The sequence below is a fragment of the Pseudidiomarina terrestris genome, from assembly GCF_030466405.1.
Lineage (GTDB): Bacteria > Pseudomonadota > Gammaproteobacteria > Enterobacterales > Alteromonadaceae > Pseudidiomarina > Pseudidiomarina terrestris.
Genome location: NZ_JAGGJF010000006.1, coordinates 151821 through 177313, shown reverse-complemented (window position 1 = coordinate 177313; position 25493 = coordinate 151821). Strand labels below are relative to the sequence as shown.

16 protein-coding genes and 1 pseudogene are annotated in these 25493 nt (G+C 52.6%); 12 read left to right on the top strand and 5 right to left on the bottom strand.

Annotated features, from left to right (window positions below):
* Position 1: 1 nt before the first annotated feature.
* Positions 2–796, top strand: a complete 795-nt coding sequence (locus J6J34_RS11625) for an undecaprenyl-diphosphate phosphatase (RefSeq protein ID WP_301721685.1) — start codon at positions 2–4, stop codon at positions 794–796.
* Here the strand turns inward: J6J34_RS11625 and J6J34_RS11620 are convergent.
* The gene (locus tag J6J34_RS11620) at positions 785–1891 is read right to left on the bottom strand and encodes a tRNA nucleotidyltransferase/poly(A) polymerase-related protein (RefSeq protein WP_301899059.1); all 1107 of its coding nucleotides are present in this window, start codon (positions 1889–1891) and stop codon (positions 785–787) included. The two genes, J6J34_RS11625 and J6J34_RS11620, sit on opposite strands and share 12 nt — an antisense overlap.
* A 104-nt stretch (positions 1892–1995) precedes the next feature.
* Between J6J34_RS11620 and J6J34_RS11615 the strand changes: the two genes are divergently transcribed.
* The 3 genes from J6J34_RS11615 to J6J34_RS11605 are packed head-to-tail and all read left to right on the top strand — an operon-like array spanning position 1996 to position 5972.
* Entirely contained in the window at positions 1996–3435 is a 1440-nt protein-coding gene (locus J6J34_RS11615; protein WP_301721687.1) for an ExeA family protein, read from the top strand.
* Positions 3435–4142 carry a general secretion pathway protein GspB gene (locus J6J34_RS11610; protein WP_301899058.1) on the top strand — a complete coding sequence of 236 codons (708 nt, stop codon included), beginning with the start codon at positions 3435–3437 and terminating at the stop codon, positions 4140–4142. Before J6J34_RS11615 ends, J6J34_RS11610 begins: the two co-directional genes overlap by 1 nt.
* 54 nt (positions 4143–4196) lie before the next feature.
* Positions 4197–5972, top strand: a complete 1776-nt coding sequence (locus J6J34_RS11605) for an acyl-CoA dehydrogenase C-terminal domain-containing protein (RefSeq protein WP_301899057.1) — start codon at positions 4197–4199, stop codon at positions 5970–5972.
* On the opposite strand, the gene putA is transcribed toward J6J34_RS11605, so the two are convergent.
* Positions 5969–9136, bottom strand: a complete 3168-nt coding sequence (gene putA, locus J6J34_RS11600) for a bifunctional proline dehydrogenase/L-glutamate gamma-semialdehyde dehydrogenase PutA (RefSeq protein WP_301721690.1) — start codon at positions 9134–9136, stop codon at positions 5969–5971. The two genes, J6J34_RS11605 and putA, sit on opposite strands and share 4 nt — an antisense overlap.
* A 227-nt stretch (positions 9137–9363) precedes the next feature.
* Between putA and J6J34_RS11595 the strand changes: the two genes are divergently transcribed.
* The gene (locus J6J34_RS11595; RefSeq protein WP_301721691.1) at positions 9364–10854 is read left to right on the top strand and encodes a CYTH domain-containing protein; all 1491 of its coding nucleotides are present in this window, start codon (positions 9364–9366) and stop codon (positions 10852–10854) included.
* A gap of 15 nt (positions 10855–10869) precedes the next feature.
* Positions 10870–13644: pseudogene (glnE, locus tag J6J34_RS11590) on the top strand (bifunctional [glutamate--ammonia ligase]-adenylyl-L-tyrosine phosphorylase/[glutamate--ammonia-ligase] adenylyltransferase); the annotation flags it as partial.
* Here the strand turns inward: glnE and lpxL are convergent.
* Entirely contained in the window at positions 13628–14554 is a 927-nt protein-coding gene (gene lpxL / locus J6J34_RS11585; RefSeq protein WP_301721955.1) for an LpxL/LpxP family Kdo(2)-lipid IV(A) lauroyl/palmitoleoyl acyltransferase, read from the bottom strand. The pseudogene glnE and the gene lpxL sit on opposite strands and share 17 nt — an antisense overlap.
* On the bottom strand, positions 14547–15905 hold the full coding sequence (gene tolC, locus J6J34_RS11580) for an outer membrane channel protein TolC (RefSeq protein ID WP_301774025.1): 1359 nt from the start codon (positions 15903–15905) through the stop codon (positions 14547–14549). The genes lpxL and tolC overlap by 8 nt, the downstream gene beginning before the upstream one ends.
* Positions 15906–16156: 251 nt before the next feature.
* Between tolC and J6J34_RS11575 the strand changes: the two genes are divergently transcribed.
* The 6 genes from J6J34_RS11575 (at position 16157) to rraB (ending at position 22595) form a co-directional block, all read left to right on the top strand.
* Positions 16157–16762: an NUDIX domain-containing protein gene (locus J6J34_RS11575; protein ID WP_301899055.1), complete on the top strand. Its 606-nt coding sequence runs from the start codon at positions 16157–16159 to the stop codon at positions 16760–16762.
* A 9-nt stretch (positions 16763–16771) separates the two neighbouring features.
* Positions 16772–17212 carry a DUF1249 domain-containing protein gene (locus J6J34_RS11570; RefSeq protein ID WP_301721695.1) on the top strand — a complete coding sequence of 147 codons (441 nt, stop codon included), beginning with the start codon at positions 16772–16774 and terminating at the stop codon, positions 17210–17212.
* A gap of 76 nt (positions 17213–17288) precedes the next feature.
* Complete coding sequence (gene parE, locus J6J34_RS11565) at positions 17289–19181, top strand: DNA topoisomerase IV subunit B (protein WP_301774027.1); 1893 nt, start codon at positions 17289–17291, stop codon at positions 19179–19181.
* Positions 19182–19195: 14 nt separating this feature from the next.
* Positions 19196–21436 carry a DNA topoisomerase IV subunit A gene (parC, locus tag J6J34_RS11560; protein WP_301899054.1) on the top strand — a complete coding sequence of 747 codons (2241 nt, stop codon included), beginning with the start codon at positions 19196–19198 and terminating at the stop codon, positions 21434–21436.
* A gap of 59 nt (positions 21437–21495) precedes the next feature.
* Positions 21496–22224 carry a 1-acylglycerol-3-phosphate O-acyltransferase gene (locus J6J34_RS11555; protein WP_301721698.1) on the top strand — a complete coding sequence of 243 codons (729 nt, stop codon included), beginning with the start codon at positions 21496–21498 and terminating at the stop codon, positions 22222–22224.
* Positions 22225–22235: 11 nt separating this feature from the next.
* Positions 22236–22595, top strand: a complete 360-nt coding sequence (gene rraB / locus J6J34_RS11550; RefSeq protein ID WP_301721699.1) for a ribonuclease E inhibitor RraB — start codon at positions 22236–22238, stop codon at positions 22593–22595.
* 37 nt (positions 22596–22632) lie between these two features.
* Here the strand turns inward: rraB and J6J34_RS11545 are convergent, their stop codons facing one another.
* Positions 22633–25485 carry a valine--tRNA ligase gene (locus J6J34_RS11545; RefSeq protein ID WP_301899053.1) on the bottom strand — a complete coding sequence of 951 codons (2853 nt, stop codon included), beginning with the start codon at positions 25483–25485 and terminating at the stop codon, positions 22633–22635.
* Between the last annotated feature and the right edge of the window lie 8 nt (positions 25486–25493).

Genomic DNA, 25493 nt, shown 5'->3' with positions numbered 1-25493 from the left:
TTTGAGCACGTTTGAAGCCATAATCCTGGCGCTTATTCAAGGTCTTACAGAGTTTTTACCCATCTCAAGTTCGGCTCATTTAATTTTACCCTCACAGGTACTGGGCTGGCAGGATCAAGGACTGGCATTCGATGTTGCGGTGCACGTGGGAACCCTCGCTGCGGTGGTATTTTATTATCGTAAAGAAGTAGTTGAGTTGCTCACGGGGTGGTTTCAAAGCCTGCGGGGACACCACTCAAGTCATAGCCGCTTAGCCTGGTTTATTATCTGGGCCACTGTTCCTGCTGGAGTTGCCGGGTTGTTAGGCAACGATTTATTGGAAAACTATGGCCGCTCCGCGTTAGTCATTGCTACCACCACTATCGGCTTTGGTTTGTTGCTTTGGTACGCTGACGCCCGCGCCAGTGAACGTTCTTCGCTACAAGCGCTTACTCTGCGACAAGCTTTGCTGATCGGTGTGGCGCAGGCTGTAGCATTGATCCCGGGGACCTCGCGTTCAGGTATCACGATTACGGCCGGGCTGCTGTTAGGGCTGACACGCACTGATGCCGCCCGCTTCTCATTTTTGCTCTCAATTCCGGTCATTTTGCTGGCTGGAAGCTACAAAGGTCTGCAACTGGCACAACAAACTGAACCGGTGTCCTGGGCCGTAGTTCTGCTTGGTATGAGCGTTGCTTTTGTTGCTGCTTATGTCTGTATCACGCTGTTTTTGAAAGCCATCGAGCGAATCGGTATGCTGCCATTCGTCATCTATCGCCTGGCTCTGGGTGCGCTGCTGCTCGTTTTATTTATTTAACACCGAGCGCAGCTGAGCATTGCGGGCTTGCTGCAATGCTTTGCCTATCTGTGGACCTGCCAGGGTCTCGCCCCGAGCTTCTGCTTGCTGTATTAATGCAGCCGCGGACAGCTTACGGGCGCTATCAAACGCATGCTGCAGCAGGGTCTGTTGGTCGGCACTCAGACCTTGTCTGCTCCAAATAGCAAGTAACTTCTCAAATCGTTCCTGACGGCGCCAGACGTCACTCTGCTGCAGACAATCAATAACATTGTCTGCGCTGGTCAGATCGTATCGCTGGGCATGCCATTGGCTGGCAAGTTTACCCAGTTGATGCCATTCGGTCGGCACGCGCAGACGCCTTGCCAGAGCATCTACTTCGCTAACTGGATGTTCCCCCATCCACAGGGCGAAGGTCAGCTCTGCGCTGGCGGAGTTGACCTGTGCCAAACGTTGAACTACGTCTGCAAATCTACCGCGCGGCGCAAGCTCGGGGAACCAGGGCAGTAAGGCTTCTACCTGCTCAAGTACCTGAAAATAAACTTCCGGACGGGGCGTGGTAAGCGCTTTAATAGTTTCGTGCCAGACACGCTCATTAGCGAGCGTCGCCAATTCGTCAGCAGCGCTAATTTCACGCATCAGTTGCAAGGTGTCCGGCGCAACAGTAAAACCATCATCGGCAAAGCGGGCAGCAAAGCGGGCAGCTCGCAGAACTCGGAGAGGGTCTTCCACAAAGGCAGGAGAAACATGGCGGATGCGCCGGGCTTCGAGGTCCGGCACGCCACCATAAGGGTCAATCAAGCTGCCGTCAGCGTCCTCAGCGATGGCGTTGATGGTCAAATCACGGCGTTGCAGGTCCTGTTCCAGGGTGACTTCCGGGTCAGCGGCTATAGTAAAGCCGGTATAACCTGGCCCCGATTTTCGCTCAGTGCGCGCCAGCGCGTACTCCTCTCCGGTCGCCGGGTGCAGGAATACCGGAAAGTCTTTGCCGACCTGACGAAAGCCCTGCGCCAGCATCTCTGCCGGGGTCGAACCGACGACGACATAGTCACGTTCATGCACGGGTTTACCCAGTAACTTATCGCGGACAGCGCCACCAACGAGATAGACTTTCACATTGCACTCCTATTTATTTTTTCTGATGATGGCGAATGACTAGCTCTGATGCAAGTCAGTCGTTACACTGAAGATTGTTTAACGTTGGCAAATGAACCCAAACTATGTATCTGAATTACTTTGGCTTACAAGCAGAACCCTTCTCAATTGCGCCGGATCCAAACTTCCTTTACCTGAGTGAACGGCATCAGGAAGCACTCGCGCATCTGAGCTACGGCCTGCAGGGCAGTGGTGGTTTTATACTCCTCACCGGCGAAGTCGGCACGGGTAAAACCACAGTGTCCAGAGCATTACTCGAACAACTGCCCGAGCAGACCCGTACGGCGTTTATTCTTAATCCTATGCTCAACGAAACAGAACTGCTTGCGACCTTATGTGATGAGTTTGGGATCCGTTACGCCAAGCGTAACATCACCAACAAGCGACTGACCGATAAACTCTCTGAGTTTCTGCTGCAAGCGCACGCCGAAGGTGAGCAATGTGTGGTACTGATTGATGAAGCACAGCATCTGCGACCCCAAGTGCTGGAACAGTTGCGCTTATTAACCAATCTGGAGACCAACCAAAGTAAGCTGTTGCGGGTGATTTTGATTGGTCAGCCGGAATTACAGGATTTATTGCGCCGCCGCGAGCTGCGCCAGCTCGCGCAGCGGATCACCGCTCGTTACCACTTGTTACCGCTGCAGGAAAGCGACACCGAACGTTACATCAATTACCGTCTGCAAGTTGCTGGCGCCCAACGCGCGCTGTTTGATAAATCCGCTTTGCGGCTTGTTCATCACTACAGTGGAGGTATTCCGCGGCGCTTAAACTTGCTCTGTGACCGAGCGCTGCTAGCTGCCTACAACGATCAGGTACAGGTGGTGGGAAGGGCGCAAATCCGGCATGCGGCCAAGGAACTCGACGCTGATGCAGGCAACCGGCACCCCCGCTTTCATCCATTAGGTGCGGCCGCAGTGGCGTTATTGGTCCTGGTTTTGAGCGCGGCGGCAAGTTTCTGGTATCAACACAGCTCACCTGCGCAGGAAGCCGCCGCAGTGCCGGCGGAAACAAGCAAACAAGCAGGTGTGCGCCAGTTGCTGCGCGCCTGGCAACTGCCGCAGCCGGCGGCCGATCGCGCACTTTGTGATTGGGTTACGGACTATCAGCTCGGTTGCATTAAAGGGCGTTTGCGCTTTGATCGTATTGTGGCGCTGAATTTACCTGTAGTGCTAGAACTGCAAGGGGATGAGTGGCAGTGGGTCGAGGATCCTCAGACTCTCCCGGATGAGCGCTGGACAGGTGAATTCCTGGCTTTCTATCCACATCCGCCCGGTTACACGCTTGCTGATGCAACCACCTATCAGAACTGGCTACAACGCCAGCTTCAGAGTTATGCCGCTGCGCCTGGACAAGAGCTCAGCAGTCTGACGCAGGCGCTACAGCAACAGCATGGTCTGCCAGTGACCGCGGAACTTGACGCCCTGACCTTGGCCTGGCTGGCCAGCCACCACACCGGTATGGGCCCGCGTATGCAGCGTCCCGCCAACGGGGAGGCGAACTAATGTCATCAGTTTTAAAAGCCTTACGCCAGCAACAATCCAAACTAGTGCCGGCGCAACCGGCAATTTATCTTGAGCCAGCGCACAAACAACAACGCTCATTTATGGGCCTGATCTGGTTGCTAATACCGATAGCGGCGTTAGTCGGGTGGTGGCTGGTGCACTGGTGGACGACCGCAGGGGCTGAGCAGCCTGCGGCGCCTGTCGCATCGTCGGCACAGTGGGAGATCGGCGCGCCACAACCGGTGCGGGTGGTTGAGCTCCCCGAAGAAAATGCGGTGGTGACAACGCCCCCTGAGCCAGCTGTTGAAGCCACGCAACCGACCCGTTCCAGCTTTGCTCAACCGGAAGCTCTCGCACAAAACCAGACCGTGGATTTAAATGAGGTTCCAGCTGATCTACTCTCTGCATTTGAGGAAGCGCTGACTGCGACAGGAGGCAGCAGCGGTCAGCAAAACTCGGTGTTGCCCCGTATCAGCGAATTAAATTCTTCGTTACAAGGACGCATTCCTGACTTCAGTTACGATGCCCACCAGTACTCTTCGCGGGTGAGTGATCGGTTTATTGAACTGGCCGGTCAACGCCTCCGGCAGGGTGATAATTGGCAGGGTATTCAGGTCCTTAGTATCGCCCCGAATCATGTCGTGCTGGCCCTGGGGAATGATGCTTTTCAGCAACCCGCCTTAGAAGACTGGACAAGCGCGCGCTAAGTTGATATTAAAACACCTGTTTAAATTCATTGTTTGATTTTATTGAGGTGTCGTATGGCGGATTATCGAGCTCCACGGGATGACATGCAGTTTTTACTGCAAGACGTGTTTCAGGTTGATCAGGACTGGGGCCGTTTTCCAGCTCTGTCCGAAGTTGATATGGAAATGGCGACAGCCATCATTGACGAGGCTGCCAAGCTAGCCGAAACCATCATCGCACCGAACGCGCGCGCGGCCGATGAAGAAGGTGTCGTCTTCGATAACGGAGTCGTCACCACACCTGCCAATTACAAAGAAAATTTCCAGCAACTTGCTGCAGGAGGCTGGGTAGGCGTTACCGCTAATCCGGACTTTGGCGGTATGGGACTGCCTAAAGTTGTTTCCGCACAGTACGAAGAAATCCTCTGTGCTGCAGATATTTCATTCTCACTCTATCCGGGCTTAACTGCCGGCGCCATCATCACCATCGATGCTTATGCCAGCGATGAATTGAAGAATCTTTACTTACCACGTATGACCGCCGGTGAATGGACCGGCACCATGTGTCTGACAGAACCTCACGCTGGAACAGATTTGGGGATTATCCGGACCAAAGCTGAACCATTGGATGACGGTAGCTTTGCGGTCACTGGTACGAAGATATTTATTACCGGTGGTGAGCACGATTTAACTGAAAATATCGTCCACCTGGTTTTAGCTAAATTGCCTGACGCTCCAGCTGGCAGCAAAGGTATTAGTCTGTTTATCGTACCTAAATATCTGCCGGATACAGACGGTAATGTGGGTGAGCGTAACACTGTGCAGTGCGGTTCGATTGAGCACAAAATGGGCATCCATGCATCCGCAACCTGTGTAATGAACTTTGATGGCGCCAAGGGCTGGCTGGTTGGAGCTCCGCATCAAGGACTGCCAGCGATGTTTACGATGATGAATTACGAGCGTCTGGGGGTTGGTATTCAGGGGCTTGGTGCTGCAGCACGTTCCTATCAGAATGCGCTGGAATACGCTCAGGAGCGCATTCAAGGGCGAGGTGCTCAGGCCAACCGTAATTTTGATAAAGAAGCCGATCCGCTGATTGTCCACGGTGACGTCCGTCGTATGTTACTTACCATGAAAGCTTTTGTTGAAGGCGGGCGCGCGTTTTCGACCTATGTTGGACAGCAACTGGACACCGCCAAATTTAGTGCCGATGCGGCAGAAAAAGCGCGTGCAGATAAACTTGTCGCTTTACTGACTCCGATTGCCAAAGCCTTTATTACCGATACTGGTTTTGAAACCACGGTGGTGGGACAGCAGGTTTTCGGTGGGCACGGTTATGTCCGCGAATGGGGACAGGAGCAACTGGTGCGGGACTGCCGCATTGCGCAAATTTACGAGGGTACCAATGGTATTCAGGCGCTGGATTTGCTGGGTCGCAAAGTCGCCGGCTCACGAGGTGAACTATTACAGCCGTTGGTTGAGGATATTCAGGCGTTGCTGGCAGATCCTGTAGCAGAATTAGAAGCTGAATATGAGCAGCTGGCGCAAGCGCTCAAACGTGCTGATGCAGTAACAAAAAGGGTACTGGCGCAGGTAGGTGATGACGAAAACATTATCAACAGTGTGGCGGTTGAGTATCTGCATCTTCTGGGGTATCTGATCTACGGCTATTTATGGCTACGTATGGCCAAAGCTGCGTTACCACTTGTCGCTGAGCGCCCCTACCTGTCGAGCAAAGTGAAAACGGCGAAGTTCTTTATGGCGCGATTGTTGCCTCGCATTGAAAGTCTGGCTGCCGCCGTCGATGACGGCAGCCAGTCATTGTACCTGCATGAACTGGGCGAGTTTTAATCGCCCAGTGATAGCAAGGTCGCGTTACCACCAACAGCAGTAATGTTGTTGCTGCGCGTTTTTTCAGTGATAAAGCGGGTGAGGTAATGGGGTCCACCTGCTTTTGGACCTGTACCTGACATACCCCGCCCACCGAACGGTTGCACGCCAACTACTGCGCCGACCTGGTTACGGTTGATGTAAACGTTACCGACGTCAATACGACGGGCGACATCAGCGGCAAAAGTTTCGTTACGGCTATGAATGCCGAAGGTTAAACCGAAACCTGTGGCATTGATACTCTTGATTACCTCGTCGAGGTTATCGGTCGAGTAGCGAATCACGTGCAGAATCGGACCAAAGTTTTCTTTAACCAACTGATTGATGCTGTCAATTTCAATGGCTGTAGGAGCCATGAAGGTTCCGCCATTGGTATAATCAGGCATCGGTGCACGAGCAATCAGACGGCCGGCCTGAGAAATATCACTGACATGCTGCTCCAGGTTACTCTTGGCAACGCCATCAATAACCGGACCCACATCAGTTTCATGCAGCATGGGATCGCCTACTTCCAGTTCGGCCATCGCACCTTTTAATAGCTCAATCACACGGTCGGCAATATCATCCTGAACGAACAGCACGCGTAATGCTGAGCAGCGCTGTCCCGCACTCGTAAAGGCGCTGTCAACGATGTCGGTGACCGCTTGCTCAGGTAACGCGGTCGAATCGATGAGCATCGCGTTCTGACCACCTGTTTCAGCGATGAGCGGCACAATGGGGCCGGTGCGTGCGGCAAGCGCACGATTAATAGACTGGGCGGTGTAGGTTGAACCAGTGAAGCATACCCCACCGATATCTTCCTGGCTGACCAGGAATGAGCCGACTTCAGCACCACTGCCAGGCATGAAATGCACCACATCGCCAGGGATGCCAGCTTCAAGTAGCAGCTGCACGGCTCGGAATGCGATTAAGCCGGTTTGTTCCGCTGGTTTAGCTATGACACAGTTGCCAGCAACCAGCGCTGCCACCACTTGGCCGGTGAAAATAGCTAAGGGGAAATTCCAGGGGCTGATACAGACAAAGGTACCACGGCCTTCAACAATGAGTTCGTTGGATTCGCCTGTGGGACCTGGTAAGGTTTTCGGCTCGCCCATCAGTTTACGGCCTTCAACGGCGTAATAGCGACAAAAATCAACGGCTTCACGGACTTCATCGATACCGTCCTGTAAGCTTTTGCCCCCTTCAAGAGAACATAAGGCAATCAGTTCGTCACGATTGGCTTCCATCAGGTCGGCAAACTTTTCTAAAGCGCTCGCCCGCACTTCAACATCGGTATCGCGCCAGCGACGGTAAGCGGCATTGGCGCTGTTCAGGGCTTTCTCGGCAAGCGCTTTGTCACCCCAACAGATACTGCCGATTTGCCGCTGAGTTTCCTGCGGACTGGTGATACTGACACGGTGGTGCGCATCGATGACATCGCCATTAACGATCGGGCCACCTTGCCATTGCTTGTCACGGTATTGCTGCACCGCAGCAATAAAATCATCTGCTTGCGAATGAATATTCATGTTCAATCCTAACGAGTTTTTGCGATCGCTGAAAATCTGCGTCGGTAATGGAATTTTGGTATTTGCCAGGCGCTCGTACTTGTTGATAGTGCGCATCGGGTGCTTAATCAGCTCATCCACAGGCGTTGCCGGATCGACCAGCTTATGGACAAATGAGGTGTTGGCACCATTTTCTAACAGACGCCTTACCAGGTAGGGTAAAAGATCTTTGTGGGCACCTACCGGGGCATAAATACGTACGGTTATTTCCGGGTCATCCTGCAGTAGCGTATCGTACAGGTCATCACCCATACCATGCAGGCGTTGGAACTCAATACGTCGTTTATAGGTCTCATTCATCTGCCGGATGGCTACCACACTCTGGGCATTATGCGTCGCGAACTGCGGATAAATTGCACCATCCGTCGCTTCACTCAGTAAGTAACGCGAGCAGGCCAGATAGCTGACATCGGTATTGGCCTTGCGCGTGAACACCGGATAGCCGGTGAGACCATTCATCTGACAGAGTTTGATCTCAGTATCCCAGTAAGCCCCTTTTACCAGGCGCACCGGTATTTCATCACCACACTCTTTCGCCAGTGCAGTCAACCAGCACAGGGTCGGTAATGCGCGCTTCGAATAGGCTTGCACCACCAGACCAAACCGCGGCCAGCCTTTACAGACGCCGCTACGATAGACTTTCTCGAAAAGCTCGAGGGAAAGCTCATGACGATCCGCTTCTTCGGCATCAATGGTAACCCCAACGTCAGCTTCTTTCGCTAGCTTGACCAGCTCGGTCAGGCTCTGGGCCAACTCCGTCAGTACCCGACCCTGATTGCCAGCCTCGTAACGTGGGTGTAACGCGGACAATTTAATTGAGATGGTAGGGCGTGGCGCCTTCGGATTGTTAAAGTTCTCCTTCGCCACAACCTCTATCGAATTCACGTATTCGGCATGGTAACGGCGAGCATCGGCCATGGTTAGAGCGGCTTCACCGAGCATGTCATAGGCGTGGGTATAGCCGATTTCACGATTGGCCCGGCTATTTTTTAAGGCTTCTTCGATGTCGCGACCCAGGACAAACTGTTTGCCCATAATTCGCATCGCGGTGTAAGTCGCCTTACGCACGATAGGCATACCTAACCGGCGAGTGAGCCGGCGAAATACCCCGCGAGGGGTTTCCATCGGTTGGCCGGTCGGATTGATGACCGCATTGGTCAGTGCCAACCCCCAACTCCCGGAGTTCACCAACCAGGATGCGCTTGCGCCCATATGCTTCTGCCAGTCACCGCCAGACAGGCGGTCCTGAATCAGAGCATCTGCGGTGCGCGCATCCGGAACCCGCAACAGGGCCTCGGCCAGGCACATCAAAATAATGCCTTCTTTGGTATCAAGACTGTATTCCTGAAGAAAGGCATCAATGCCACCGCCTTGCGCACGATCGCGCACGGTGTTTACTAATTTAGCCGAACTATCAGTCACTGTATCAAGGGTTGCCTCGTCACTCGGAACCAGTTGCATAAGTTCCTGCATGTACGCGTCTTCATCGATTAAATAGCTGTCGGTGATGGCGCGCTGCAAACTGCCGAGGTCGGCGCTTGTATACTGAGCCTGAAGTACTTCACTGGCTTTGAACATAGCATCTCCTGTAAGACTCAGCCAAAGGCTTGAGAGGGCATATTTTGCGCGCAAGTATATGTCTTTTTCTGCGCGCGTAAAGCCCATACAATCAGTTTTTTACAACTTTTATTCGCTGTCCACGGTGCAATTTTTGTACTGCGCTGTCAAGCCCATTTCAGTTGACCCGCTTGCGGCCTGCGAGTACCGTAGATAACTAAGTTTAGCCGAGGCACGTGAGAGTTTTTGTGAGTCAGGAAATTGAAATCAAACTATTAGTCGATGGTGCTACCCGCGAGCAGGTGCTGGCGTTATGCCAAAACCTGGCAAAAGACGCAGAAATGGCAGAGTTAGAGTTAAGTAACCGCTATTTTGACACCGAAGATCTGCGTTTACGGCAGCATGATATCGGTTTGCGTATTCGCCAGCGCGGTGATGAGCTTGAGCAAACTGTGAAACTTGCCGGAGAAGTTCTGGGCGGCGTGCATAGCCGGCCAGAGTACAATACCGTCATTACCTCTGAGGTACCGGACCTGACCTTATTTGAGGAAGATATCTGGCCCGATGATTTTGCGCTGTTCGATATCAACCGTGAACTTGAAGAAATTTTCCGGACGGATTTCACCCGTTACCGTTGGCGCTTGCCAAGTGGCGATGGTCGCATTGAGCTGGTTTACGATGAGGGCTCGATTAAAGTTGGCGATGACGAGCGGCCGCTGGCGGAAATTGAAATTGAAGTTCAACAAGGCGATATCGCCGACGCCTATCGTTTGGCGCGCCGTTTCATCACCCGTCTGAATGCGCGACTGGGAAGCCTCAGCAAGGCAGCTCGCGGCTACATGCTGGCGGGCAAGACCGTGCTTGAACCTTTTACCCATGCGCATTTTGTACCGCAGCAACCCAATGATGACGTAGGCGCTGGACTCTACCGTGCGCTCACCTATGCGCTGCAGTACTGGCAACATAACGATGCCTGTCTGACGGAAGTCCCCAGTGTGCGGGCTGTGGCAGGTATCACAGATGGTATCCGTCTAAGTAAGGTTGTGTTGCAACAGTTGGCCACCCTGGAGGTGGATGTGGGCGATCATATTTTACGTCTGGAACAGATGCTGGGTCATCTGGGCTGGTTAAGTCGTTACGACGGGCTCACTGAGCTGACCGCTGAGGACGGTGCCTACCATCGCGCACTGAAACAACATCCGAAACTCTTTGAGATCATCCAGGAGCAACAGCAACATTCGGTGCAGCTGGAGCTGGTGCAAAGTCTGAGTGTTCGTGATGACTATCAACTCACCTTGCTCGAGTTAGGGGCCCTGTGCCATGAGCAACCTCGACATGAGCAGATTTCTCAATTACCGCTGCGGCAGTGGGCAAGCCAGCGCTTGCGGGAAGACTGGCAAAGCGTCATTGATGCGTTTGCCAAAGAGGGCGATCTCAAACCCGAGTATTACCTGAAACAACTGCCGCTGCTGCTAAGCTCTTTGCAGCTGGGCTATTGTGTTGGCTACCTGTTTGACGAAGAAGATCGTGAGCAGTTTCGGGCGCCCTGGCAGGACATGGTCCGCGGCATTCGCGAAATTATGGCATTGAAGCTGCTCCGGGATGCTATTAAAGATAATGACGACAGTCAGCCTGAGCGCTTGCTCAACTGGCAAACCGTGCAACTGGAGTCGCTGCTGTACGCGCTGGAACACTCGCGCAAAGCTGCATTGAAGCAAGAACCCTACTGGCTGGGCTAAAGCATGAGTAAAGACAGACAACAGCGGGATTACTGGTGTTCGATTAGTGAGTTTATTGCCAGAGTCTGGCACAACGATGCTGATGCAATAACCATCGATGCTGCCGGCAAAGTCACTTTACCTGCTACTGACGATTATCTGCCGCAATTGCAGCGCGCGCTGACTGAGGCCAATGATGAGAGCGACGCGCAGCAGGTGCTGCGTCGCTATCGGCAATGCTGGTTTGCCAGCATTGCTGCTGCAGATCTTGACCAGCAACTTGAGTTAAGAGAAACCCTGAATCATATTTCTGCGGCCGCCGACGCATTTATTATTGCTGCGCGTGACTGGGCTTATGCTCAATTGTGTGAGCGTCATGGCACGCCCCGTGATGAGCAAGGTCAGGCGCAGCCCTTGCTGATCATCGGCATGGGCAAGCTTGGCGGTAAAGAGCTGAACTTCTCATCTGATATTGATCTGATTTTTTGCTATCCAGAACAAAGTGAGACGGACCACCCAAAGAAGCCAATTGAGACCAATGTTTTCTTTACCAAACTGGTGCAGGCGCTGGTGGGGTTGCTGGATACGATGACCGGCGACGGTCGGGTTTTTCGTGTCGATCTGCGCTTACGCCCCTTTGGCCAGTCGGGTCCTGTGGTTACCAGCCTGGCTGCACTGGAATACTACTACCAGGAGCAGGGGCGCGACTGGGAACGTTACGCCATGGTGAAAGCACGCTTGATTGGCGCTTCTGCAGATTACGAACAGCAGTTACGGCAGTTGCTGCGGCCTTTTGTTTATCGTCGTTACATTGATTTTTCAGCCATCGATGCGCTGCGCAAGATGAAAACCCTGATCACTCAGGAAACGCGGCGCCAGGGTGTGCAGAATAATATAAAGCTGGGTCCTGGTGGTATTCGTGAGGTGGAGTTTATCGCCCAGACGTTCCAGTTGATCCGGGGTGGGCAGCAGCGACAATTGCAGACCCAGTCGCTCTACGCGGCTTACCAGGCCATTGACGAGCTTGGCCTGATGTCTTCGACGGCGGTCAGGGAGTTACTCGAGTGCTATGAGTTTCTGCGTAAGGTTGAGCATGTTTTGCAGCAACTCAATGACGAGCAAACGCAAAGCTTACCGGCAGACGCTGAGCGTCAGCTGCGGGTGGCGAAAGCTTTTTCCTGTAGTTGGGACGAGCTCTCTGAACAGATCCGTGCCTATATGGCGAAGGTGCATGGGCACTTTCAGCATGTTATCGGCGATAACGAAGCAGATGATGAGGATGCCGGCGCATTGCAATTGCTCTGGCAGGATATGATCGAAGACGACACCGCGCTCGATGTGCTGCACGATGCAGGCCTGAATAAGCAACGTGCACAGCAGGTGTGGGCGGCGGTCAGCGATTTACGTCTGGAAGTCCGTAAACGCGGTAGCGGCCCCCGCGGGCGCAAGGCGATGGCCAGACTGGTACCCTTATTATTGCAGCGAAGTTTGCAGTTGGCGGATGCCGAAATCGTGCTGGAACGCGTGTTTACTGTACTTAGGCGAATTATGAGTCGGACCGCTTACGTCGAATTACTGGTGGAGAACGCTGGCGCCCGTGAGCAGTTGATCAAACTCTGCCGGGCCAGCTCCTGGATTACCCAGCATCTGGCTAACTTTCCGATTCTGCTCGATGAACTGATTGATCCACAGCATCTGTATGAGCTGCCAGAACTCAGCGAATACCCTGCCATAATCAACGACTACATGGTACGCATTCCTGAGCAGGAAGACGATCTTGAAGCGCAGATGAACGCGCTGCGTCAGGCGCGGCAATCGTGTCAGTTGAAAATCGCGGCAGCGGACATCAGTGGCGCATTGCCGTTGATGAAAGTAAGTGACCATTTAAGTTACCTGGCCGAGGCGATTATCGGGCATGTGGTCGGTCTGGCCTGGCAGCATCTGGTCGCACGCCATGGTTGTCCACCCGGACGTTCGATTGAGGATACCGGATTCGCTGTTATTGCCTACGGTAAACTCGGTGGGCTTGAGCTTAGCTACAGTTCTGATCTCGATTTAGTGTTTGTCACAGACAGTGACTATCAGGGTGAGACAGATGGTGCAAAACCTCTCGAAACCCAACAGTTTTATTTACGTTTAGCGCAGCGGATCCTGCACCTGTTTACCACACGCACTATGATTGGAACTCTTTATGAGGTGGATATGCGGCTGCGGCCTTCAGGCAAATCCGGTCTGTTGGTAAGCCGGCTGGATACCTATGCTGGCTATTTAGCCGAGGATGCCTGGACCTGGGAGCTGCAGGCTTTGGTGCGGGCGCGCCCGGTGTTTGGCAGTTCGCAATTGCGCGATGCCTTTAACCAGCTGCGCCGGCAGCAGCTCGCAAAGCAACGAGACGGTCAGGAACTGGCTGAAACTGTGGTTAACATGCGCGAAAAGATGCGCGCGCATAAAGAACTTCGTGACTCCAGTTCCAAGGCTAGTTTTGCCTTTGATCTCAAGCAAGGCGTCGGTGGCATTACCGACATCGAATTCCTGGTGCAGTATCTGGTGTTGCGTTACAGCCATGAGTACCCGGAACTGACCCGTCATTCGGACAATGTACGTATCATCGAAGCGGCGGGAGAATTGGGGATTTTAGAAGCGGAGCGGGCGCAGGCGCTGATCGAGGTGTATATACGTGAGCGCGAATGGCTGCACCAACTGGCTTTAGATGAGCATGGCTCGCTGACACACCTACCCGTAGATAAAGAACGGGAAGTGGTGCAGCAAGCCTGGCAACATTGGTTTAAAGAGGTTATTGATAAAGACTAGGATCGTCTTCGTTGGGTCGGGTTTTAAAGCGGCGGTGAACCCAGAGGTACTGTTCCGGACACTGAGATACCGCAAACTCGACCATTTTGTTGACGCGCGTCACGTCCGCCACAGGGTCGTCCGTAGGGAAGTTGGCAAACTCCGGGTAAAAGGTCACATCATAGCCGCTGCCATCCGCGCGGCGAAAGCACGTGGTGCTGAGCACAGCACACTTTTTACTGGCGGCAAATAATAAAGTGCCGGTGGTGGTACTGGTCTTCTCAACCGCAAAGAAAGGAGCGAAAACCGTACGTCTGCGACCATAATCCTGGTCTGGCAAGTAGCCCGCGATCTCACCCTGGTCAATCGCCTGTTTCATACTACGAACGTCAGTGCGGGGGATCATGTATTTATTCGAGCGGCCGCGGCCCCGGGTTTGCAAAAACTCCATCAAAGCATTGTTGTGCGGCCGGTAAAGACCTACCGCCGGCTGAATAAAGCCATGCAATCGGGCATGCACTTCCAGGCTTAAAAAGTGGAACAGTAGCAAGAGTACGCCTTTGCCTTCGCGAAGGGGGGCGTGAAGATGCTCGACACCATGGACATGGAGCTTGCGACGAATGCGCCAATCCGGCCACCACCAGGCCATGCCCGTTTCAAAAAAAGCAATGCCGGTATTTTCCATATTGGTACGCACCAGCTGCTCTATTTCATCTGCTGACTTATCAGGAAAGCACAGCTCAAGGTTGCGCCGGGCAACGGCTGCACGTTTTGGAACAAATCGATAGAAAAGCCGGCCCAGACCACGGCCCATGGCGAGTTGCCACTTGTAAGGAAGCCAGGAAATAAAATAAAGAAGGCCGACCCCTAACCAGGTCAGCCAATACTTAGGAAGTAAAAACCGTGCTTCAAATTTAGGTTTTTCAATTATTTTCATTAATGAGACTTGCGTTAATTGCCATCAGATCTTGTTCACTGATCTTACCTGAAGCCTGTTGTAGTGTCAGTGATTGCCGGATGTAATTATAACGCGCAGTCGACAAGTTGCGACGAGCATTAAACAGATTACGGGTACTGTCGAGCACGTCAACAATGGTGCGCGTGCCTACTTCGAAGCCGGTCTGAGTTGCTTTCAGCGCGCTTTCAGCAGAGATAACAGCTTGTTCCAGTGCACGAATGGTGGCGATAGCTGCGACCACATCGTAGTAAGAGCTGCGCACTTCACGTTCAACATTACGACGAGTAAATTCAAGCTGTTGGCTGCTGGCCACATAGTTCGCCCGAGCCTGGTCGGCCTGCGAGGAAGTACGGAAACCACTGAACAGGGGCACATTCAGGCTAACGCCAATTGATGAACTGTCCATGCGCGGCGGGTTTGAGGTACGGCCTAAAACTTCACTCTCACTGTCTTGCGTTGAAAAGCTGCCTGACAAGGAGACTCGGGGGTAGTGACCGGCGAGCGCTAAATCGATACGTTGATCTGAGATCTCAACAGCTACGCGCTGCACCAGCAGCTGCAGGTTTTTATCTTCAGCAGTCGTGACCCAGTTGTCGGCGTTTTCTGGATTAGGTGCACTCGGAGAGAAGTTTTCTGTGTCGAGTTCAGCGATGTCCTGATGGTAACGGCCGGTGATCTCACGAAGACCTTCCTGAGCGATCTCGACCGCGTTTTGTGCCTGAATTTCCCGCGCTACAGCGTTATCAAACTGAGCTTGGGCTTCATGTACGTCGGTGATGGCGGTCAACCCCACAGAAAAACGTTGTTTGGTTTGTTCCAACTGACGCTCAATGGCACGTTTCTCTGCTTGGGCAAACTCCAGGTCGTCTTTCCGCTCAAGCACAGTAAAGTAAGCGTTGACCACGCGGATCATGAGTTGCTGGCGTTCGCTGAGGTAACTGACTTCAGCTTGATAGGCTTGTTTTTCGGCAATCGCGGTTTGTTCCCAAACGCTCTTACTGAAGAGTGTTTGACTTAGGTTGACGCCAGCGCTCCAGCCAGAGGAGGTAATGTCATACATGAAAATATTACCAGAGCTATCGAAGTCCTGGGTTTCACGGGTACTGCGCGAGTAACCGGCTTCAAAGCCAACCTGTGGCCACCAGTCCGCCTGAGCAATATCAACGCCTTGACGCGCGGCGTCACGCTGCGCCTGAGCTTGCTTTAGGGTTGGGTCGTTTTGTAAAGCGAGTTGAAAAATTTGTGCGAGGTCGTCAGCATAAGTGGCTGAACTTCCCGTGGCAAAAGTAAGTCCGATTAGAGCTGAAAGAATCTTTTTATTCATGAGTTCAGTTGTCCTGATAGGTTTATCTGGCTCAGATGACCGTTGCTAATTGTTCGGTATTTTACATACACATTTGAATGATTACTAGCATACACCCGATAGTTCGTCGGTTTCATGCTTTCAGTTGCAACAGGACGTGCTTAAATGTAACTAATTATGAGATGTGTGCACCAAAAGATACACTTTCTCGTAGTCACCAGTTGAATCAATTCAATCCATTACAGACGTACTCCCAAGGTAAAAGGTTTACTGTGCAAAAATTTAATCACGATGATTATGAAGTTATCGAGAAAAAGTCGATTCGCGAGGGGTTTCTGAGCCTCTTTAATTACCGCATCCGACATAAGCTTTTCAGCGGGGGCTGGTCTAAGGTCTTCGATCGGGAAATTATGGATCGAGGCCACGCAGTGGTGGTGTTGCCCTACGATGCCGAGCGCGACACGTTGGTGTTACTCGAGCAGTTTCGAATTGGCGCGTTGGAGCAGGAAGACTCACCCTGGTTGCTCGAGTTTGTCGCGGGCATGATCGATGATCCGGATGAGAACCCTGAACAAGTCGCGCACCGTGAACTCGAAGAAGAGGCCGGCTTGCAAACGGAACAACTGGATTATGCTCTGACTTATTTATCAACACCCGGGGGCTGCACCGAGAAGATCTCCGTCTATGTGGCCCGGGTCGATAGCAGTCAAGCTTCGAAACAAGGCGGCGTAGCCAGTGAGAATGAAGATATCCGGGTGCACGTTTTGCCACGTACCGAAGTCGTGCAACTGCTGGAACAGGGAAAAATTAACAATGCCGCCAGTGTGATTGGGCTACAATGGTTACAACTTCACTTGCAATATGTGCGGGATAATTAAACAGAAACTATGATTAGCGACGTCAAACGAAAGCGTTACCAGTTTGATCTGGCTGCATTGCAACGGCTTGCTGCAGTCAATTACGCCACCTTGATGAAACTGGTGGCACACATCAAGCAGGGCCGCGAGCAGCTCATCAAGGTGGGGTCTCACCTGCATTTTCGGGTGGCCGTTACTCAGCGTGCGCCTTATACCACCGATGTTCGTATCAAGCAGCATGCCTTGCAGGCCAAGCTACCGGGTCTGATTGAAACGGAGCTTGAAGTTCGGCTCTATCATGATGCGCAGCTGGCTGAAGTCACCCGCAGCCAAAATGTTACGCGCCTGCAGGCCGTCTATGAACAACCCAATCGCGCCATGCACCAGAGCAACGAAAAATTCCAGGTAAACCGATTTTTGCAGGAATGGCTGGAACTTATTCGTGAACAGGGGCTGGCGACCGAATACTAGCTTGAGTTTCCGCTCATCCTGTAACAGTATATGAGCATCCTATAACAACAATTCTTGTCACCAAAAAGAAGAGCGCATGTCAGATTACAAAGCAGATGCGATTGAGGTCCTCAATGGCCTTGAACCCGTGCGTCGTCGCCCGGGCATGTATACCGATACCACTCGCCCTAATCATCTTGGCCAAGAAGTCATCGATAATAGTGTGGATGAAGCTCTGGCCGGCCATGCTCGCGAAATGGTGGTCATTCTGCACCCCGACCAGTCCCTCGAAGTTCAGGATGATGGTCGTGGGATGCCAGTGGATGTGCATCCGGAAGAGGGTGTGCCTGGCGTAGAGCTGATCATGACCAAGCTGCACGCGGGCGGTAAGTTTTCGAATAAAAGCTACAACTTTTCCGGCGGTCTGCATGGCGTCGGCATTTCCGTGGTGAACGCACTCTCGACACGAGTCGATGTGACCGTAAAACGTGACGGCCAGGTTTTCGAAATGGCCTTTGAAAACGGTGATAAAGTCAGTGAACTGACAGTCACGGGAACCGTCGGCAAACGCAATACGGGCACCCATTTACGCTTTTGGCCAGATCCGAAATATTTCGATTCCGCGAAATTTTCAGTACTGAAGATGACCCACCTGTTGCGGGCCAAAGCTGTACTTTGTCCAGGACTGAAAATCACCTTTCGTAACCTGATTGATGATAATGAACAGACCTGGCAATACGAAGATGGTCTCAGGGACTATCTGGTTGAAGCCGTAGAAGAGTTACCCACACTGCCGGAAGAACCTTTTATCGGCAGTTTCAGCAGTAACCAGGAAGCCGTCGACTGGGCGGTGACATGGTTGCCGGAAGGCGGCGAGGGCGTGGCCGAGAGTTATGTGAACCTGATCCCGACTCCGCAAGGTGGTACCCATGTGAATGGCTTACGCCAGGGCTTACTTGAAGCCATGCGTGAGTTCTGTGAGTTCCGTAATCTGATGCCGCGGGGGGTGCGTTTAACCCCGGAAGATATCTGGGAGCGTTGCACTTATATCCTTTCGGTCAAGATGCAGGATCCGCAGTTTGCCGGACAAACCAAAGAGCGTTTGTCGTCACGGCAGTGTTCGGCATTTGTTTCGGGGGTCGTCAAAGATGCCTTCAGCTTGTGGCTGAACGAGCATACCGAACAAGCCGAACTGCTTGCTGATCTTTGTATCAACAATGCGCAACGGCGCATGCGTGCCAGTAAGAAAGTGGTGCGCAAGAAGGTCACTCAAGGACCGCCGTTACCGGGCAAACTGACGGATTGTGCCACTCAGGACCCAGCGCGCGGAGAACTCTTTTTAGTCGAGGGTGACTCTGCCGGCGGCTCAGCGAAACAAGCCCGGGATCGTGACTTCCAGGCGGTGATGCCGTTACGCGGTAAAATTCTGAATACCTGGGAAGTTGAGTCGGATCAAATTCTGGGCTCTCAGGAAATTCATGATATTTCCGTCGCTCTGGGGGTGGATCCGGACTCAGTCGATTTAGAGAAATTAAGGTACGGTAAAATCTGCATCCTGGCCGATGCGGATTCCGATGGTCTGCACATTGCTACCTTGTTGTGCGCGCTCTTTGTGCGTCATTTCCGGGCACTTGTCGACAATGGCCATGTGTACGTGGCCATGCCGCCATTATACCGGGTCGACGTGGGCAAAGAGGTCTTTTACGCCCTCGATGAAGATGAGAAACAAGGCATTCTGGATCGGATTGATGCGGAAAAGCGCAAGGGAAAGGTGAACGTCCAGCGGTTTAAAGGCCTGGGTGAGATGAATCCGTTGCAACTGCGGGAAACCACCATGGATCCCAACACCCGACGTTTAGTGCAGTTAACTGTTGACGATGACAGCGCCACTGAAGAAATGATGGATATGTTGTTGGCGAAAAAGCGTGCCAGTGACCGTCGTGACTGGTTGGAAAGTAAGGGCAACCTGGTCGATCTGGCTGAGCTTTAAGGAGAACAAAAAGAATGTCGATGGACACAGTAGAACAAATTCCGTTGCGCCGATTTACCGAAGACGCTTATTTGAATTACTCCATGTACGTCATCATGGATCGCGCCTTGCCGCATATTGGCGATGGCCTCAAACCGGTACAGCGACGCATCGTTTATGCCATGTCAGAACTTGGCTTGTCGGCGCTGGCCAAATATAAGAAATCCGCGCGCACCGTCGGTGATGTTCTCGGTAAGTTTCATCCGCATGGCGACAGTGCCTGTTACGAAGCTATGGTCCTTATGGCGCAACCCTTCTCCTATCGTTATCCACTGGTAGATGGGCAGGGCAACTGGGGCTCGCAGGATGATCCAAAATCTTTCGCAGCGATGCGTTACACAGAAGCGAAACTTTCACGCTTTAGCGAGCTGCTACTAAGTGAGTTAGGGCAAGGCACCGTTGACTGGACGCCAAACTTTGATGGCACCATGAAAGAGCCACGGATGTTGCCGGCACGGTTACCGCATATTCTGCTCAATGGTGTCACCGGTATTGCCGTCGGTATGGCAACAGATATCCCGCCGCACAATGCCCGTGAAGTTGCCCATGCCTGCGCTTTGCTGTTAGAAAAACCATCGGCAGATTTAGCTGAGGTCATGGAACATTTACGTGGTCCTGATTATCCCACCGACGCGGAGATCATCACCCCAGCGGACGAGATTGTAAAACTCTATGAGTCTGGACGTGGCAGCATCAGAATGCGCGCTAAATACCAACTTGAAGATGGCGAAGTAGTTATCCACGCGCTCCCGCATCAGGCGTCAGGCTCTAAAGTTTTGGAGCAAATCGCCGGACAGATGCAGGCGAAGAAGTTGCCGATGGTTTCCGATCTGCGCGATGAGTCGGATCACGAAAACCCGACGCGTCTGGTGATTGTGCCGCGTTCCAACCGCGTTGATGTTGAGCAGATGATGCAACATCTGTTTGCGACGACGGATCTGGAAAAGCAATATCGGGTCAATCTTAATATGTTGGGCTTAGACGGACGTCCGCAGGTTAAGCCGATACTGACGGTGCTAAAGGAATGGCTGACGTTCCGGCAAACCACAGTAACCCGCCGCTTGCAGCATCGTCTGGACAAGGTGATGGCGCGCCTGCATATCCTTGAAGGCTTGTTGGTCGCCTACCTTAACCTGGATGAAGTCATTGCCATTATCCGCTACGAAGACGAACCGAAAGCGGAACTGATCAAGCGCTTTAAGCTCACTGAAACACAGGCTGAAGCTATCCTTGAGTTGAAACTCCGTCATTTAGCCAAGCTTGAGGAAATGAAGCTGAAGGGTGAGCAGGATGAACTTGAGAAAGAACGTAAGCAACTTGAATTGCTGCTCAGTTCTGACCGTCGTTTAAAAACCCTTATCCGCAAGGAAATATTGGCAGACGCTGAAAAGTATGGTGACGACCGCCGTTCGCCATTAGTGGAACGCCAAGAAGCCAAAGCACTGAGTGAACGTGACCTGACGCCGGCCGAAGCCGTGACCGTGGTGCTGTCTAAGAAAGGCTGGGTACGTGCGGCCAAAGGCCATGACGTCGATGGTAGCAGCTTGGCGTACAAGTCGGGAGATAGCTTCCTGGCGCGAGCTCAGGGTAAGAGCAATCAGCAAGTTGTCTTCCTTGACAGCTCTGGACGTAGCTTCTCCTGTGAAGCACATTTATTGCCTTCTGCGAGAACTCAGGGTGAGCCCTTAACCGGACGCTTCAGCATGGTGGCCGGCGAAATTGTAGAACAGGTGCTGATGGCCAAGGATGAACAGCGTTATCTGTTGGCTTCTGATGCCGGTTATGGTTTTGTTTGCAAGTTTGCAGATCTGGTGAGCCGCAATAAGAACGGTAAGGCTGTTCTGAACCTTCCTGCAGGGGCGAAAATACTCCCGCCAAACCCTGTCAGTGAGGTCGAAACTAATCAGGTGGTGGTCGTCTCTAACGAAGGACGCATGCTGATCTTCCCGGTATCTGAGCTACCTGAACTGTCAAAAGGGAAGGGCAATAAGATGATCAGTATTCCGACGTTGCGGGCACAATCGCGGGAAGAGTATGTAGTTGCTACCAATGTGGTGCCACAAGATGCGGCAATCACTCTGCTGGCCGGCAAGCGAAAACTGACACTGAAGCCTGCTGATCTTGAACATTATCGCGGTGAGCGCGGCCGTCGGGGCAATAAGCTGCCCCGCGGTTTGCAACGCGTCGATGCGATAACTGTCGATAGTCAGGGCTGATGGGACGTTTTTTTTCGCTGAAACAGGTATACTAGCGGGCAGCAAAAAGAGGAGATGGCATGCTCGCTGTTGTACGACTTATTTTACTTGGCTTTTTTGTAGTCCTGTCTGGGGTGTTTGGCCTGCTGTTTTGTCTGGCCCGGCCGTTTCACCCCAACAATACTCCTATCTTCGCTCATTTATATGGCAGTATGCATCGGTTGCTAGGAGTGAAGCTGGAGATACGTGTTCCTGATGGGCTGACTGAAGGCGGGCCTTATGTGTACATTGCCAACCATCAGAATACCTATGATATCTTCACCCTGAGTCGCGCGATGCCACCGCGGTCAGTGAGTATCGGCAAAAAGAGCCTCAAGTGGATACCTTTTTTTGGACAGTTATATTGGCTGGCCGGAAATATTTTGATTGATCGCAAAAATACGGGCCGTGCCCGTGGCACCATCGATCAGGCCGCGCAGGCGATAACAGAACGGCAGATCTCTGTGCTGCTCTTTCCAGAAGGTACACGCAGCTATGGCCGCGGTTTACTGCCCTTCAAGACCGGTGCGTTTCGCACCGCACTGCAGGCCAACGTGCCGATCGTGCCTATTTGCGTCTCAAACCTGCATGGCCGGATTAAACTGAATCGTTGGAACAACGGTAAGGTGTTGATTGAAATGTTGCCTCCTATCAAGGTTAGCGACTACTCAGCCGATAATGTTCGGGCGCTGGTCGCTCATTGTCATCAGCAAATGCAATTAAAAATCAGTGCGCTCGATCATGAGCTTGCCGAACAAGCGAACCGCTAAGAGGAATTCTTATGAGCGTAGATAAACAGGCTATCCGCGAACAAACCGGCGAAACAATAGCAGCCTTATTAGCCGATGGTGCACCAGAAGATGAGATCTATACCATTGAGCATCATCTGGCGAGCCCGGATTTCACCAAGCTGGAAAAGGCTGCTGTGGAATTGGTTAAGGTCGGCTATCACGTTGACGATGCCGATGAGTTTGAGCTGGATGATGGCAGCCGCTGGTACGCGTTTGCGGCGGTCAGCGAGCTACCGCTGCAACAGGAAAAAATTGAAGCTCAGGCCATCGAAGTGGCTGAACTGGCTGCTCAAACAGGGGTCGAGTATGACGGCTGGGGCACCTACTTTGGCGATGACGAAGAAGAGTAATAGCGCTGGCGGCGTCAGCCGCCAGCCCCACGCCGCCTTATAGGGCGGCGATTTTTTCTCGTTGATAGCGTAATTGTTGCAAGGTCTCTTCGGCGTTTAGCAGCTTTTCACGTTCCTTCGTAATGACCTCAGCAGGGGCTTTACTGACAAAGTTGTCATTGCTGAGTTTACGCGAGAACATAGCCACTTCTTTCTCGGCTTTCTCGATGGCTTTATCCAGCCGCGCCAACTCTGCCGCGGTGTCGATAAGTCCAGCCATCGGAATATGCAGTTCCATCCGGCCTACCAATGCGGTTGCGCTTGCTGGCGCCTCGTCAGCAGAATCGATAAACTCAACTGTCTCCAGTTTCGCCAGCGCGCTCAGGAAGCTGGCATTATGCTTCAAGCGTGCGCGCGCCTGCGTATCCGCGTTGGCGATTAACACTGGCAAAGGTGTGTTAGGTGACAGGTTCATTTCGCCACGAATATTGCGGATGGCGACAATCACTTGCTTGAGCCATTCCATGTCATCGCGGGCACTGGCAAAGCGCTCTGCCTGAACTTGCGGGTAGGCTTGCAACATAATGGTATCGCCTCGCTCACCGGACAGTGGCGCTGCACGAAGCCAAATCTCTTCGGTGATAAATGGCAATAGTGGATGTAACAAGCGCAACAATTGCTCGAGTACCGTCACCAGCGTGTTGCGGGTGCCACGCAGTTCAGCTTCGTTGCCATTGAATAACACCGGTTTGGTTAACTCCAGGTACCAGTCACAGAACTGGTTCCAGGTAAATTCGTAAGCAATGGCGGCAGCCTGGTCAAAGCGGTAATTGTCGAGCGCGCTACGGAACTGCTTAACCGTGTCATTGAAGCACTCAATAATCCACTGATCGGCAAGGGACAAGGTCAGTTCGCCACCTTTGAGACCGCAATCATGTTCTTCGGTATTCATCAGCACATAACGGCTGGCGTTCCATAACTTGTTGCAGAAGTTACGGTAACCTTCCAGGCGTTTCATGTCCCAGTTGATATCCCGACCTGTTGACGCCAAAGCTGCCAAAGTGAAGCGCAGAGCATCGGTGCCATGGGCGCTAATACCTTCTGGAAATTGTTTTTCCGTACGCTTTTTGATCTTTGCTTCAAGCTGCGGCTGCATCATATTTGCAGTACGCTTTGCGACCAACTTCTCGCGCTCAATACCATCGATCATGTCCAGAGGGTCAAGTACATTACCTTTTGACTTTGACATTTTCTGGCCTTCCTCATCGCGAATAAGGCCAGTGACGTAAACGGTTTTAAAGGGCACTTGTGGTTTGCCATGCTCATCTTTCAGGAAGTGCATGGTCATCATAATCATGCGTGCCACCCAGAAGAAAATGATGTCAAAGCCGGTCACCAGTACATCCGTAGGATGGAAGGTCTTCAGGTCTTCCGTCGATTCAGGCCAACCGAGCGTAGAGAAGCTCCAAAGCGCTGAAGAGAACCAGGTATCCAGCACGTCTTCATCCTGTTGTAAGCGCACATCGTCACTCAGGTTGTGCTCCTGACGCACTTCAGCTTCGTCACGACCCACGTACACGTTACCTTGCTCGTCATACCAGGCTGGAATGCGGTGTCCCCACCAAAGCTGACGGGAAATACACCAATCCTGAATATCGCGCATCCAGGCAAAGTACATATTCTCGTACTGTTTAGGAACGAATTGAATTTCGCCGTCTTCAACCGCGCGCGTAGCGACTTCCGCCATAGGCGCAACGCGCACATACCATTGGTCGGTCAGGTGCGGTTCTATTGGCACGCCGCCACGATCGCCATAAGGAACTTTGTTGGTATGTTGCTCGACTTTATCGAGCAGACCTGCGGCATCAAAATCGGCAATAATCTGTTTCCGTGCAGCAAAGCGCTCCATGCCCTGGTAGGCGCTTGGCAAAGTGCCATCAAAGCCATCGATAGTGTCGATTGCCTCGCCGGTTGCTGTGTATAAACCTGCACGCTCGCGCACATGGGCGTGGTCATCGAGTACTGCAATCATCGCCAGCTTGTTGCGCTTGCCAATGTCATAGTCATTGAAGTCGTGGGCGGGGGTGATTTTCACACAACCGGTACCGAAGTCCTGATCCACATAGCTGTCGGCAATAATAGGAATACGGCGCTGCACCAGCGGTAAATCAATAAACTTGCCTACCAGTGCCTGATAGCGTTCATCGTCTGGGTGCACAGCAACACAGACGTCGCCGAGCATAGTTTCGGGACGGGTTGTGGCCACCACCAGGTGATCTTTGCCGTCTGCTGTTTTAGCGCCATCCGCCAGTGGATAGCGCAAGTGCCAGATGTGGCCTTGTTGTTCTTTATTTTCCACCTCCAGATCAGAGATGGCCGTTTGCAACTTAGGATCCCAGTTCACCAGGCGCTTGCCACGGTAAATCAGGTTTTCCTTATGCAGGCGTACGAAGACCTCTTTGACAGCGTTGGACAGACCTTCGTCCATGGTGAAACGCTCACGGTCCCAGTCAACCGAGTCGCCAAGGCGACGCATTTGCTGAGTGATGGTGCCACCGGATTGCTCTTTCCATTCCCAGATCTTGTCAATAAAGGCATCGCGGCCAAGCTCCTGACGACTGGTGCCTTGCGCAGCTAACTGCCGTTCAACTACCATCTGCGTGGCAATGCCGGCATGGTCGGAGCCAACCTGCCAGAGGGTGTTGAAACCGTCCATGCGCTTATAACGCGTCAGCGTATCCATAATGGTGTGCTGGAATGCGTGGCCCATGTGCAGACTACCCGTCACATTGGGGGGCGGGATCATAATGCAGTAACTACTGCCCTGGCCGGAGGGTTTGAAATAACCTGCCTGCTCCCATTTTTGGTAGAGCGCTTGCTCGATAGCATTGGGCGAATACGTTTTATCCATGAGTAACC